The 14,019-nt window shown below is 73.8% G+C and carries 10 protein-coding genes; 8 read left to right on the top strand and 2 right to left on the bottom strand.

Features of this window, described 5'->3' with window-relative positions; translation table 11 throughout:
* Window positions 1-322 precede the first annotated feature (322 nt).
* A complete protein-coding gene (locus ACFYSC_RS26970; RefSeq protein ID WP_389967182.1) occupies window positions 323-1,627 on the top strand; it encodes an MFS transporter in 1,305 nt (434 codons plus the stop codon).
* 242 nt (window positions 1,628-1,869) lie between these two features.
* Complete coding sequence (locus ACFYSC_RS26965; protein WP_389967179.1) at window positions 1,870-5,211, top strand: S8 family serine peptidase; 3,342 nt, start codon at window positions 1,870-1,872, stop codon at window positions 5,209-5,211.
* A 168-nt stretch (window positions 5,212-5,379) separates the two neighbouring features.
* On the opposite strand, the gene ACFYSC_RS26960 is transcribed toward ACFYSC_RS26965, so the two are convergent.
* On the bottom strand, window positions 5,380-5,808 hold the full coding sequence (locus ACFYSC_RS26960; RefSeq protein ID WP_389967176.1) for a CBS domain-containing protein: 429 nt from the start codon (window positions 5,806-5,808) through the stop codon (window positions 5,380-5,382).
* A 313-nt stretch (window positions 5,809-6,121) separates the two neighbouring features.
* On the opposite strand from ACFYSC_RS26960, the gene ACFYSC_RS26955 reads away from it, so the two are divergent.
* Window positions 6,122-7,540 carry an aminopeptidase P family protein gene (locus tag ACFYSC_RS26955; protein WP_389967173.1) on the top strand — a complete coding sequence of 473 codons (1,419 nt, stop codon included), beginning with the start codon at window positions 6,122-6,124 and terminating at the stop codon, window positions 7,538-7,540.
* A 271-nt stretch (window positions 7,541-7,811) separates the two neighbouring features.
* Window positions 7,812-8,669, top strand: coding sequence for a hypothetical protein (locus ACFYSC_RS26950; protein ID WP_389967170.1), 858 nt, complete (start codon window positions 7,812-7,814; stop codon window positions 8,667-8,669).
* A gap of 118 nt (window positions 8,670-8,787) precedes the next feature.
* Here the strand turns inward: ACFYSC_RS26950 and ACFYSC_RS26945 are convergent, their stop codons facing one another.
* Window positions 8,788-9,792, bottom strand: coding sequence for a cation diffusion facilitator family transporter (locus ACFYSC_RS26945; protein ID WP_389967167.1), 1,005 nt, complete (start codon window positions 9,790-9,792; stop codon window positions 8,788-8,790).
* A 156-nt stretch (window positions 9,793-9,948) separates the two neighbouring features.
* Between ACFYSC_RS26945 and ACFYSC_RS26940 the strand changes: the two genes are divergently transcribed.
* The 4 genes from ACFYSC_RS26940 (at window position 9,949) to ACFYSC_RS26925 (ending at window position 13,766) form a co-directional block, all read left to right on the top strand.
* On the top strand, window positions 9,949-10,539 hold the full coding sequence (locus ACFYSC_RS26940) for a malonic semialdehyde reductase (RefSeq protein ID WP_389967164.1): 591 nt from the start codon (window positions 9,949-9,951) through the stop codon (window positions 10,537-10,539).
* Window positions 10,540-10,861: 322 nt separating this feature from the next.
* Entirely contained in the window at window positions 10,862-11,341 is a 480-nt protein-coding gene (locus ACFYSC_RS26935) for a MarR family transcriptional regulator (RefSeq protein WP_362943659.1), read from the top strand.
* 162 nt (window positions 11,342-11,503) lie between these two features.
* The gene (locus ACFYSC_RS26930; protein WP_389967161.1) at window positions 11,504-12,184 is read left to right on the top strand and encodes an LppX_LprAFG lipoprotein; all 681 of its coding nucleotides are present in this window, start codon (window positions 11,504-11,506) and stop codon (window positions 12,182-12,184) included.
* 4 nt (window positions 12,185-12,188) lie between these two features.
* Window positions 12,189-13,766, top strand: coding sequence for an MFS transporter (locus tag ACFYSC_RS26925; RefSeq protein ID WP_389967158.1), 1,578 nt, complete (start codon window positions 12,189-12,191; stop codon window positions 13,764-13,766).
* Window positions 13,767-14,019 lie beyond the last annotated feature (253 nt).

Genomic DNA, 14,019 nt, shown 5'->3' with positions numbered 1-14,019 from the left:
CCACGCGCGACTTCGAGTGGCACTGACAGGAACCCGGACACACGACACCTGCGAACACCCGCGGGAGGCGGGCATGCGCGACTTCGTCCGGACCTGATCCGATGAACCCGTCCGGGCCGCGGGACGGACGGGCGGGCGACCCGCCGGATCCGTGACGCGACCCGGCGGAAGGCGGCGTCCGGCGCGGACGCCGCCTTCCGTACGCCTTCCCCCTCTCACACGGGCCCCGTACGGCTCCCGTACGGCTCCCGTACGGCTCCCGTACGGCTCCCGTACGGCTCCCGTACGGCGGCCCGTGAACCCCAGGCAGGAGAACGAAGAGTTGAGTGCCATCGCCGACGCCGGCGGCTTCCGGAGGGCCTTCGGCGTGCCCGAGTTCCGGGCGCTGTGGACAGCCGTGGCGATCATGAGAGCCGGCAACCAGCTGGGACGGGTGGCCCTGGCGGTGCTCGCCTTCGAGCGCACCGGCTCGGCCGCCGTGACCGCCCTCGTCTACGCCCTCACCCTTCTCCCCGCGCTCATCGGCGGCCCGCTGCTGGGCGGGCTGGCCGACCGGTACCCGCGCCGGCGGCTGATCGTCGTGTGCGGGCTGGCGCGGGCCGTGCTGATCGCGCTGGTCGCCGTGCCGTCGATCCCGCTCCCGGTCCTGTGCGCGCTCCTCTTCGCCTCGCAGCTGCTCGAATCGCCGGCCGTGTCCGCCCAGATGGCGATGACCCCCGACATCCTTCCCAAGGACGCCTACCAGGCCGGCATCGCGATCCAGCATCTGACCTCGCAGATCGTGACGCTGGCCGGCTTCGCGGCCGGGGGCGTCCTGGTGGCGGCGGCGGGAACGACCGGATCGCTCCTCATCAACGCCGCGACCTTCGTGTCGGCCGCGTTGATCGCCTTCCGGGGGGTGCGCTTCCGGCCCGCCACCGGGACCCGCGACTCCGGCGGACGGGCGGGGCGGGACGGCCCCGCGGCCGGGCTTCGCCTGCTCGTCGGTGACCGTCGTCTGCGGAGCCTGCTGGCACTCGCCATGCTCGCCGGATTCCAGGTCGTCCCCGAGGCCCTGGCCAGCCCCTACGCCGCCGGGCTCGGGCAGGGCACCGCGGTGGTGGGGCTGCTCATGGCCTCCATCCCGGTGGGAAACGTGCTTGGAGTGTTCCTGCTCACCCGGTTCGTGCCGACCCCGGCCCGGCTGCGGTGGCTCGGGCCGCTCGCGTGCGCCGCGAGCCTGCCGTTGCTGGCGTCGGCGTTCCTCCCCGGCGTCGCCACCTCCCTGGCGCTGTGGTCGCTGATCGGACTGCTGGGGGCGTACCAGGTCACCGCCAACGCGGAGTTCGTCCGGATCACTCCCACCGAACGGCGCGGCCAGGTGCTGGGAATCGCGTCGTCGGCGCTGGTGGCCGCACAGGGGCTGGGCATGCTCGCGGGCGGCCTGCTCGCCGAGCGGATGGGGATGACGGGCGCCCTGGCCGTCGCGGGGATCGCGGGAACGGTCGCCGGCGTGCCGGCCGCGCTGGGCTGGCATCGCGCTCGCACCCGCCAGGCGGACGACCGCGCCGCCGATGCGGCGGCCGGCCCCGGCACCGGTACGGCGGACACCGGTCTCCGCGAGGAGGCCCCGCGGGGGCGCCGGTGATCATGCGATCAGACTTGCCCAAGCAGGACGCTTATTGTGGCAATTTCCGTCCCTAGCCAAGCAAATGGCCGCTGATTAGTCTCCCAGTCATGTCGGCCGCCCTCACGGACGGTCGATCGCTCGTCACCCAACGGGGAGGGCCGAGACCTCCTGACGCCATGCCCGCGGCCGGGCACGGCCGGGTGACCTGGGGCCTCCACGCGGGGTGACGCGCTCATGCGTCCCCCCACAGGGAGGTCTCCTTGCCCAGTACCCCGCAGCTGCCCGGGATCAGGCGGGCGGCGGTGCTCGCCGCCGGCCTCGGGCTCGTCGCGGCGATGACGCCGCCGGCGAACGCGGATCCCGCTCCCACGCCGGCTCCGAAGAAATGGACGGCGACCCCGCTGACCGGCGGCGAGCCGGTCCAGGGCGCCAAGTCGGCGACCGGCAGGCTCGCCCGGAGCGACACGACGCTGCTGAGGTCGGCGTCGAGCGCCCCCGTCAACGTGATGGTCAAGCTCGACTACGACTCCTACGCCGCCTACCAGGGAGACCTCGAAGGGCTTCCCGCCACGAGTCCCTCGAAGACCGGCAGGGCACTCGACGTCAGGAGCGCGACCGCCAGGAAGTACGAGAAGCACATCGAGCGGGTGGAGAACGCCTTCCTCGCCGAGCTGTCCAGGAAGGTGCCGGGCGCCCGGGCCGGGCAGAGGCTGCGGACGGTCTACGGCGGCATCGCACTGCGGATCCCCGCCGACAAGGCGGCCGAGGTGCTGAGGCTGCCCGGGGTCGCCGCGGTCCAGAACGACAAACCGGAGAAACCGCTGACCGACTCCAGTTCCGACTTCATCGGCGCCCCGGCGATCTACAGCAGACTGGGCGGCAGCTCCTCCTCCGGCAAGGGCGTCGTCGTCGGCGTCCTCGACTCCGGCGCCTGGCCGGAGCACCCCCAGTTCGCCGACCCCGGCGACCTGCCCGCCCCGCCTCCCACCAAGGACGGGACCCCGCGCGTCTGCGACTTCGGGGACAATCCGCTGACCCTGGCCGCCGACCCCTTCACCTGCAACAACAAGCTCATCGGCGGCGCGCCGTTCCTGGAGACCTACAACGCGGTGATCGGCGGCGAGGTCTACCCCGACAGCGCGCGCGACTCCAACGGCCACGGCACCCACACCGCGACCACCTCGGCCGGCGGCCCGGCGGCCGACGCCGCCCCGCTCGGCATCAGCCGCGGCCCGATCCACGGGATCGCCCCGGCGGCGCACGTGTCGGTCTACAAGGTGTGCGGGGTGCAGGGCTGCTTCCCCTCCGACTCCGCGCAGGCCGTGGGCCGGGCGATCCTGGACGGCGTCCGGGTGATCAACTTCTCGATCTCCGGAGGCGGCTCCCCCTACACCGACCCGGTGGAACTGGCCTTCCTCGACGCCTACGCCGCGGGCGTGTTCGTGTCGGCCTCGGCGGGCAACTCCGGCCCCGGCGCGGGGACCACCGACCACCGCGGCCCGTGGGTGACCACGGTGGCGGCCTCCACGCAGTCCAGGACGTTCCAGTCCACCGTCACGCTGACCGGCACGGGCGGCGCGACGGCGAAGCTCAGGGGCGCCTCCATCACGGCGGGGGTGAACTCCCCGCTGCCGGTCGTGCTCGCCTCGGCTCCGCCGTACTCCAACCCCCTGTGCACGGCCCCCGCTCCCCCGGGACTGTTCACCGGCAAGATCGTCGCCTGTGAGCGCGGCCCCGGCCGGGTCCTGAAGGGCTTCAACGTGCGCCAGGGCGGCGCGGCGGGGATGATCCTCTACAACACCACCCCGCTCGACGTGATGACCGACAACCACTGGCTGCCCACGGTCCACATCGACAAGCCGGAGACCGACGCCCTGCTGGCCTTCCTGTCGGCCAACCCCGGCGCGACCGCGGCGTTCCCGCAGGGCGCCAAGACCACCTGGCAGGGCGACGTCATGACCACGTTCTCCTCCCGCGGACCGGGCGGGGACTTCCTCAAGCCGGACGTCACCGCGCCCGGCCTGCACATCCTGGCGGGGCAGACGCCGACGCCGGAGGACCCGGCCGGCGGCCCGGCGGGCCAGCTGTACCAGGCCATCGCGGGCACCTCGATGTCGTCGCCGCACGTCGCGGGCGCCGCGGCCCTGGTGTTCGCGCTGCACCCCGGCTGGACCCCCGGCCAGGTCAAGTCCGCGCTGGAGACCACGGCCAGGACGTCGGTCACCAAACAGGACCGCGTCACCCCCGCCGACCCGTTCGACCTCGGCGGCGGCCGCATCGACCTGACCAGGGCCGGCGACCCCGGCCTGACCCTGGACGAGACCGCGGAGAACTTCGCCGCCTCGGCCACCGACGAGCGGAACCGCATCGACCTCAACCTGCCGTCGGTGAACGCCCCGACCATGCCGGGTCTCATCACCGCCAAGCGGACCGTCACCAACGTCACCGACAGGACGCTCACCTACACCGCGACCGGCAGGACCGTCAGCGGGGCGGACATCGCGGTGCTGCCGCCGCTGCTCATCGTCAAGCCGGGCAAGAGCGCGAAGATCACCGTGGTGGTCACCGCCCCCGACCTGCCCGACGGCCAGTACTTCGGCCAGGTGGACCTCAAGCAGGTCGGCGGGAGCCGCGACCTGCACCTGCCGGTGGCGTTCTTCCGCAGGGAGGGCGCCGTCCCGGTCGACCAGACCTGCACGCCGGACACCATCGCCCGCGACACCGGCGAATCCACCTGCACGGTGAGCGTGCGCAACGACACGCTCAACGACACCGAGGTCACGGCGGTCAGCACGCTGGACGCTAAGCTGCGTCTCAACGGCGTCACGGGAGCCACGAAGGCCGGCTCCCAGATCGCCACGGCGAAGACGACCCTGGCGGGCAGGCAGCCGGACAGGCCCGTCGTATCGCCCGGCACCGGGCCCGCGCCGTACCTGCCGCTGGACGCCTTCGGCATCGCGCCGACGCCGATCGGCGACGAGCAGGCGCTCAATTTCACCGTCCCGGCGTTCACGTACGCGGGACGGACCTACACCCGGATCGGTGTCGTCTCCGACGGCTACACGGTCGCGGGAGGCACCTCGGGCTCCGGCGACATCGACCCCGTCCCGCAGTCCCTGCCCGACCCGGCGGCTCCCAACAACGTGCTCGCCCCCTACTGGACCGACCTGGACGGCACCGGCGCGCCCGGCGTCTACGTCGCGACCCTCACCGACGGCGTCGACGACTGGCTCGTCGTCGAATGGCGGGTCAACCTCTACGGCACCACCGACACCAAGGTGTTCCAGCAGTGGATCGGGCTGAACGGCACCGAGGACATCACCTACGCCTACGACCCGGACCGGCTGCCCGGTGACACCCCGGCGGGCTACGGCCTGACCGTGGGCGCCGAGAACTCCGAGGGCACGGCCGGGTCGCAGATCGGCGGCCCGCCGACGCGGGACCTCCGGGTGACCAGCACGCCCGGCGCCCCGGGCGGCACCCTCACCTACACGATGAAGGTCAAGGGGGTCGCGACGGGCACGGGAACGGTGACCACCGGCACCTCGACGCCCGAGGTGAAGGGCCTCACCATCGAGGTCGACAGGATAACCGTCCGGTAACGGCGCGCGACGGCGGTCCGTGGGGCCCGGCACCCGGCGCCGGGCCCCATCGGCGTCCCTCGGACGTCCCCGCCGACGCCCCTCAGGACGCCGCCGGGTGCCGCGCGGGGCCCGCCCGGCGACGCGGCGGGCCTGGTGGGACGGGGAGCGGAAGCCGGGTGGATCCGTTCAGCGGTGGAGGTAGTCCACCAGGTGCGCCTTCTCCGTCTCCAGCGCCTCGATGGCGCTCTTGACCACGTCGCCGATGCTGACGATCCCGGCGAGCCGGCCGTCCGCCACCACCGGCACGTGCCGGATGCGGTGCGTGGTCATGGTCTGGCGCAGGTCCTCCACCTTGACGCCGGGGCCGCAGGTGCGGACCTCGGTGGTCATGATGGCCGACACGGGGGCGTCCAGCACGGCGGCGCCGCGGTCGTCGAGGCCGCGGACCACGTCGCGCTCGGAGACGATGCCGCTGATCGAGGAACCGTCCTCGGAGACCACCGCGGCTCCGATGTTGTTGTCGGCCAGTACGGCCAGCAGTTCGGTCACCGTCGAACGGGGACGGACGGTGACCACCTGATTTCCCTTTTTGGCGAGGAGCGCACCGATGAGCATCGAGACCACCTGGGTGTTCGGCTGGGTGGGGGTTCCTGTTTCCTGCCCGGCGGGCTTCCCCGCTAAGCCTCCGCCCGTGCCCCGTCCCGGCGGGATCCCCGGCTGAGCCTCCGCCCGCGCCCAGCCCGTACACCCTGTTCGCGCCCGTCCTGGCGAGCTCCCGCCGAGCCTCCCCGTCGCGGCGGCGCGGCCGTGCGGCACGGCCGCCGGATCCCCGTGGCCGACGTCGGCCGTGTCTCCGCGCCGGGGATGCGGACCCTTCCTCCCGACTGTAGTGTGTGAAATATCACAAGCCTTCGCCCCCGGGGATCCGATGACCGACAAGCTGAACACCGGCAGCCACGACCTGCCGGTATCCGACGCCCTCGCCGAGTTCATGAGGACCGGCTGGGCCGACAGCCGCCGCGACGACGTGGCGGCGCTGCCGGTGGCCGCGTACACGGCCAAGCGACGCGCCGCGCTCGCCGCGCGGTTCCCCGGCGAGCGCCTCGTCATCCCGTCCGGCACGCTCAAGGTCCGCAGCAACGACAGCGACTACCGCTTCCGCCCGCACAGCGCGTTCACCCACCTCACCGGTGACCAGGAGCCCGACGACGTCCTGGTGGTCGACCCGTCCGGGGAGGCGACGCTGTTCCTGCGCCCCCGGTCGCCGCGCTCGGCCTCCGGGACGGCCGGGCAGGAGTTCTACCGCGACCGCCGCTACGGGGAGTTCTGGGTGGGCCGCCGCCCCGACCTCGCCGAGGCCGAGGCGCTCTACCTCCTCGACTGCGCGCCGATCGACCGTCTGGGCGACGCTCTCGCCGGCCCGGCGCGGGTGCTGCGCGGGGTGGACGCCTCGGTGGACGCCCGGGTGGCCCCGCACGACGGGGACGCCGAGCTGGAGACGTTCCTGTCGGAGATGCGGCTGATCAAGGACGAGTGGGAGGTCGCCGAGCTGCAGTTCTCGGTGGACGCGACCGTGCGCGGCTTCGAGGACGTCGTGCGGGCGCTGCCTGCGGCGCTGGACCACCGGCGTGGCGAGCGCTACCTGGAGGGGATCTTCGGCCTGCGGGCCCGCCTGGAGGGCAACGCGGTCGGCTACGAGAGCATCGTCGCCTCCGGCGCCCACGCGTGCGTGCTGCACTGGATCCGCAACGACGGGCGGCTGAACCCCGACGACCTGCTGCTGCTCGACGCGGGCGTGGAGACCGACGGCCTCTACACCGCCGACGTCACCCGGACCCTGCCGATCTCCGGGCGGTTCAGCCCGGTCCAGCGGCAGGTCTACGAGCTGGTCTACGAGGCCCAGAGCGCGGCGATCGAGGCGCTGCGGCCCGGGGCGCGGTTCCGCGACTTCCACCGGACCGCCATGCGGGTCATCGCCGAGGGGCTGCGCGACTGGGGCGTGCTGAAGATCAGCGCGGACGAGGCCATGGAGCCCGGCAGCGGCCTGTACCGCCGCTACACGCTGTGCAGCAGCGGCCACATGCTCGGCATGGACGTCCACGACTGCGCCAGGGCGCGCGCGGAGGTCTACCTGGACGGCGTGCTGGAGGAGGGGCAGGTGCTCACCGTCGAGCCCGGCCTCTACCTGCAGCCGGACGACCTGACGCTGCCGCCGGAGCTGCGGGGCATCGGCGTGCGGATCGAGGACGACCTCGTCATCACCGCCGACGGCGCCCGGCTGATGTCGGCGGGGCTGCCCCGCCACCCCGACGAGATCGAAGGCTGGATGGCCGCGCTCTCCGCCTGACCGCGTACCGCTCCCCCGCCCGGCCGCACCGGGCGGGGGTGTCCGGTCAGGGACGTCCCGGCGGCCGGGCGGAGGGTCATGGCCGCCCGACCCGACTGAGCAATACATACCAAAAGGGACGTTAGGCGACGTTCCGGACACACTCCGTCAGGGAAGACTCGCCGTGAAGGGCCGCCGTACGGGGCCCGGAGGCGATACGGCGAGCCCGGCCGCCCGCCGGTCGCCGCACCGCCGCGATCGGGAGCGGGGCCGCCGTGATCAGGAGCAGCAGTTGAGCCGGGCGCCTCGGCAGCCGGACGAGGGGGCTCCCCGGGAGGCGGCCCCGGACCACCGCGGGGCTCCCGAGGGAACCCCCTACGGCGCCGGGGCCACGGGCGGCGGGGACTCCGGCGACGGGGGACCCCCCACCCAGCCGAGCCCGGCGGCCCGGCCCGCCGGGACGCCCTCCGTCCACCCGGCCACCCGTCATGCGGCCGCGGCCCAGGCGGGCAGGGGCCCGGGGACTCCGGGGGCTCCGGAGGCTCCGGGCCGGACGGTCACCCGCCGGGCCGGCGTCGTCGCGGCGGCGGCCGTGGCGGGGATGCTCGCGACCACCCTGACGGCCGCGATCCAGTGGAGGACCGCCGACCGGCTCCGGCAGGAGGAGTCCGAACGCGCGGCGGTCGCGGGGCGGGCGCGCGAGTTCGCCGTGGCGCTGCAGACCTACGACTACGCGGACCTGCGGGTCTGCCGCGACCGGGTCCGCGCCTCCTCCAGCGAGCGGTTCGAGAGGGCCTACGACGAGGCCTTCGGGAGACTCAAGGAGGCGATCATCTCGATGCGGGCGCGCTCGGCCGCATCGGTGCGGGACGTCTACGTCTCCGGGGTCGCCCCGGACCGGGCGAGGGCGATCACGGTGGTGGACTCCACGGTCACCAGCACCGCGGGCACCCGGCGGCTCCTGGGCACCTACCTGCGGCTCGACCTGGTCAGGACGGGCGGGAACTGGAAGGTCGACGACACGACGGTCATGGGCACGGCCGACGAGCTGGTCACCGACCCCCAGGGCAGGACCGTGGCGCCGTCCCCCGGCCCCTCCGGGAACGCCTGGGGAGACGACTCCGCGGACGATTCGGGAGAGGACGAGTAGGCCACCTGGGACCTCCCGCCCCGGCCCCGGGGCCCGGCCTGCGCCGATCCGGCCCGCTACCGTCACCCCGGCACCGCCGCCCCGCCGTCGGGGCTCCGCGATCCGCCGCCCCCGCCGTTCAGGAGTCCTGGTCCGCCGCCCGGCGGTGGTCGTGGGACGACCTGCCCGGGGTGGGGTCGAGGAAGACGTGCGAGATCGACGGGAAACGCTCGCGGAGCCGCTCCTCCACCCGGTCGGCGGCCCGCTCCAGGGCGGCCCCCGTGCTCTCGTCGGAGAAGTCGACGCGCGCGGCGACCATCACCTCGGACGGGCCGAGCATCATGGTCAGCAGCTCCACCACGTCCTCGACCTCGGGCTGGGCGAGCATCTCCCGCTCGACCTCCTTCCTGAGCCGCTCGGGCGCGGCCTGGCCCATCAGCAGGGAGACGTTGGCACGGATGAGGTGGGCGGCGACGCCCAGCAGCAACAGGCCGATGGCGACCGAGGCGACGCCGTCCCACACGGGGTCACCGGTCATCTCGTAGGCCAGCAGGCCGCAGGCGGCGATCACCAGGCCCGCCAGCGCGGCGGCGTCCTCGAAGAGCACGGCCTTGACCGCGGTGTCGGAGGTCCGGGCGACGTAGCGCTGCGGGCTCACCCTCACCCGGGCGGCCTCCGAGCGCACCTGCGACAGCGCCTTGAAGAAGGAGACCGACTCGATCACGAACGAGATCACGAGGACGGCGTAGGAGACCCTCAGGTCGGCGAGCTCCTCGCCGTGGATGATCTCCTGCACGCCGTGGGTGATCGAGAAGCCCGCGCCGCCGATGAGGGTGGCGAAGGCCGCCATCAGCGCCCAGAAGAATCCCGCCATGCCGTGCCCGAACGGGTGCCTGGCGTCGGGGGGGCTGTCGGACCGGCGGACCGCGACGAACAGCAGCACCTCGGTGACGGTGTCGGCGGCGGAGTGCGCGGCCTCGGACATCATCGCCGCCGAGGAGCTCATCAGGCCGGCGACCAGCTTGGCGATGGCGATCGCGAGGTTGGCCAGACCGGCCACGATGACGGTGCCGAGGCTCTCCGATCCGGACTTCTCCGGGTCGGGCTTCTCCGGGCCGTTCCTGTCCGCTTCGGGGTCGTTCACTGGGATCTCCGCTGTCCGGCCGCTGTACGCCGGTGTCTCGTTCCTCCCCTCCGGAGGATGAAACCTCCCTCCGAGCCGGGGAACGAGACACCGGGAATAGTTGAATCTTCACCTATGTTGCGGAGAGAAAAGGACATCAGCCGCTTAGGAGTACATATGTCACTCGTCCTCGCCCCCGAAGCGCAGGCCCTCCTCTTCCGCGACGCCCGTACGGCGAACGCCTTCAGCGACGAGCCGGTCACCGACGAGCAGATGCGGGCGATCTACGACCTGGTGAAGTACGCCCCGACCGCCATGAACGGCCAGCCGCTCCGCATCGTCCTGGTGCGCTCCGCCGAGGCCCGGGAGCGCCTGGTGCCCCTGATGGCGCCCGGGAACCAGGCGAAGACCGCCGCCGCCCCGCTGGTCGCCATCCTCGCCGCCGACCTGGACTTCCACGAGGAGCTGCCGAAGGTCTTCCCGCACGCCGCGGGCGCCAGGGAGCGGTTCGCGGCCGACGAGGCGGTCCGCGCCCGCACCGCCACGTTCAACGCGGCCCTGCAGGTCGGCTACTTCATCCTGGGAGTCCGCGCCGCCGGCCTGGCCGCCGGGCCGATGGCCGGTTACGACGCCGACGGCATCGACAAGGAGTTCCTCGACGACGCCCACACCGTCATGGCGGTGGTCAACATCGGCAGGCCCGGAGAGAACGCCTGGTTCGGCCGCCTTCCCCGCCTCCCCTACGACGAGGTCGTCACCAGCGTCTGAGTCACCGGCGTCTGGGGCACCGGCGTCTGAGAGCCGCCCGTCCGAGCGCCGGCCGCCCCGCCGGTCGCTCGGGGGACGGAACCGCCCGGGGACGGGACCGCGCGGGACCGCACATGATCGCCCGGGGCCGCACAGGACCGCGCAGGACCGCGTGGAGGACGCCCGCCGCGCCGGTGTGGCGCGTTCCCGGTCCGGGGAAAGGGCGTTCCGCCGTTTTCCGGTAAGTTCTGATCCATGAACGGGGAGTCGAACCGGTACGGCGGACGCGACAGGCACCTCGCCGGAGCCGTCCCACGTGACGGGGGAAGAAGGTGAACGGCCGGTGACCGACGAGGAGACCCGCTGGCTCAGCTCCATGGAGCAGCGCACCTGGCGCGCGTACCTCGACGCCTACCGGCTGCTGGAACACCGTCTCGATCGCGAGCTGCAATCCTTCGGGCTGTCCATCAACGACTACCAGATCCTGGTCAACCTGTCGGAGAGCCCCGAGCACCGGATGCGCATGAGCGACCTGGCGAGCGCGACGATCCAGTCACGCAGCCGCCTCTCCCACCAGATCTCCCGGATGGAGGCGGCCGGGCTGGTCACGCGGGAGAACTGCCCCGACGACCGGCGCGGCACCTTCGCCGTGCTGACCGGGAACGGCTGGGCCACCATCCAGAAGGTCGCCCCGCACCACGTGGCCAGCGTGCGGCGGCACTTCATCGACCTGCTCACCGACGACCAGCTGCACGCGCTGGAGTCCGCGTACGCCCCGGTGGTCGAGCACCTCAAGAGCCTGCGGACGGCGAGCGGGAGCTGACGGGCTCCGGGCCCTCCGGGAACGGTCCCCCCTCCGGCTCCTCCGGCCATGTCCCGCTGGGAGCGCTCCCGTCCCGGAGGACGTCCGCGCGGGAGCCGGAGGAGGCGAAACCGATACCGCTCCGGCATCGTCCGGCGTCCCCGCGGTCGTTACTATCCGGCCATGCCTGGTCGCCGGATCCCCCTCGCCGCGGTGCTCGCCGCGGTGCTCGCCGTACTGTCCCTGACCGCCGCGTGCAGCGGCGGAGGCGGGCCGAGCCTGCCCGGCGGGCCGGAGCTGGTGCGGAAGTCGGCGGAGGCGATGCGGGCGGTCACGTCCGTGGCCTTCTCCCTGGAGACCGAGGGCAGCCCCGCCGTCCCGGTCAAGAAGGCGACCGGCCGCCTCAGCGGCACCGGCGACGCCGACGGCACCATCCAGCTCGATCTGATGGGCACCCTCCAGGAGATCCAGTTCGTCCTCCTCGGCGAGACCGTCCACTTCAAGGGCGTCACCGGCGGCTTCCAGAAGATGTCACGCGGCCAGCTCGCCACGATCTACGACCCGTCCGCCATCCTCGACCCGGACCGGGGGGTCGTCCAGCTCATGTCCGGCGCGGTGAACCCCCGGACGGAGGCCGCGGAGAAGGTGGACGGCTCCGACGCCTACCGGGTCTCGGCCACGCTCCCCCATCGGATCCTCGTCACGATGGTCCCCGGCCTCGGCCAGGACGTGAACGGCACGCTCTGGATCGACCGCGCCACCGGCCGCCTGCTCAAGGCCGACCTGCCGATGGACGGCGGGAAGGTGACCGTCGCCTTCCACGACTACGGCGCGCCGGTGCGGATCACCGCGCCGGCCGGGTGACCCGGTGACCGCCCCCGCTCCCCCCGACGCCCCCTCCACCGCGTCCCGGACCGTCCGGCGCCGCACCGCCCTCGGCGTCGGCGGCGCCGCCGTGCTGCTGGCGGCCCTGGACGCCTACGTCGTGGTGACCATCCTGGTGGACGTCGCGGGCGACGCCGGGGTGCCGCTCAACCACCTGGAACGCGCCACCCCGATCGTCACCGGCTTCCTGCTCGGCTACGTCGCGGCCATGCCGCTGCTCGGCGGCCTGTCCGACCGGTACGGCAGGCGCCCGCTGATCCACCTGTGCCTGGCGGGCTTCGCGGCCGGCTCGGTCGTCACCGCGCTGGGCGAGACCGTCCCCTGGCTGGTGGCCGGGCGGGCGTTGCAGGGCGTCGCGGGCGGCGCGCTGCTGCCCGTCACCATGGCCCTGGTCGCCGACCTGTGGGACGACCGCGACCGGCCGCTCGCCCTCGGCGCGCTCGGCGCGGCCCAGGAGCTCGGCAGCGTGCTCGGCCCCCTGTACGGCGCGGCCCTCGCCGCCGCGGTCCCGGTGTCCCTGCGGCTGGGCGCCGTCCCGCTCGGCGGCTGGCGGTCGATCTTCTGGATCAACGTCCCACTGGCCGCCGTGGCCGCGCTGGCCGTACGGCGGGCCGTGCCGCCCCGCGACCGCGCCGCGCCCCCGGCCGCCCGGGTCGATCTCGCCGGCGGGCTGCTGCTGGCCCTCGCGCTGGGCCTGCTCGTGGCGGGCCTGTACAACCCCGACCCGGGACGGTCGGTCCTGCCGCCGTGGGGGCCGGTCACGATCGCGGCCGGGGCGGCGTCCGCCGCCGGGTTCGCCGTCTGGGAGCGACGGGCCAGGGTCCGCCTGTTCGACCTGGCGGGGGTGGCGCGCACGCCGTTCTTCGCCACGCTCGGGGTGAGCGCGCTGACCGGCGCGGCGCTCATGGTCACCCTCGTGGACGCGCAGCTCACCGCGCAGACCCTCCTCGGGCTGGACGCGCTGGACGGCGCGCTGGTGCTGTCGCGCTTCCTGGTCGCGCTCTGCGTGGCCGCCCTGCTGGGCGGCCCCCTGGTCCGCCGGTACGGCGAGCGCGCCGTGGCGGTCGCCGGGCTGGCGGTGGCCGCGGCCGGTTACCTCCGCATCGGCGGGTGGCCGCTCGACCTGGCCTCCGCCGGTCTCCGGGTGGACGCCGACCTCGTCGTGGCCGGGCTCGGCCTCGGCGCGGTGATCGCCCCCGTCTCCTCGGCGGTCCTGCGGGCCGTACCCGCCGCCCGGCACGGCGTGGCGTCGGCCGCGGTGGTCGTGGCCCGGATGATGGGCATGCTGCTGGGGATCGCGGCGCTGTCGGCCTGGGGGTTCCACCGGTTCCAGTCGCTCACCGCGGACCTGGACACGCCGCTGCCGTTCGGTGTGGACCCCGCCGTCTACGCGCGGCGGCTCGCCGCCTACGAGGCCCAGGTCAAGGCGGCCCTGCACACCGAGTACGGCGAGATCTTCCTCATCACCGCCGCCCTGTGCGGGATCGGCGCGCTGGCCGCGCTGCTGCTGCCGCGCGGCCGTCCCGCCCCGGCGGGGACCGGTCGTCCCGGGGAACCGTGAGTTCCGCGCGGCCGGTCCCCGCCGCGGCGGAACCCGTCGGCCGGGGGTCCTGGAGCCTTCCGCGAGCCGGGCGGGCACATCGCGCGTGCCCGCCCCACCGGCGGCCGGACGCCCTACGGCACGACCGGGTCCTCCGTGGTCGTCAGACCTCCTCGACGCTGCTCGGCTCGCGCCGGGACAGGTCGATGCCGAGCTCCTCCGCGGCGCGGAAGACGTCCTCGTCGGTGTCGCGCATCTCGATCGACATGCCGTC

Source organism: Streptosporangium sp. NPDC004379, from assembly GCF_042873875.1.
Lineage (GTDB): Bacteria > Actinomycetota > Actinomycetes > Streptosporangiales > Streptosporangiaceae > Streptosporangium.
This window is presented reverse-complemented; position numbering and strand designations above follow the sequence as displayed.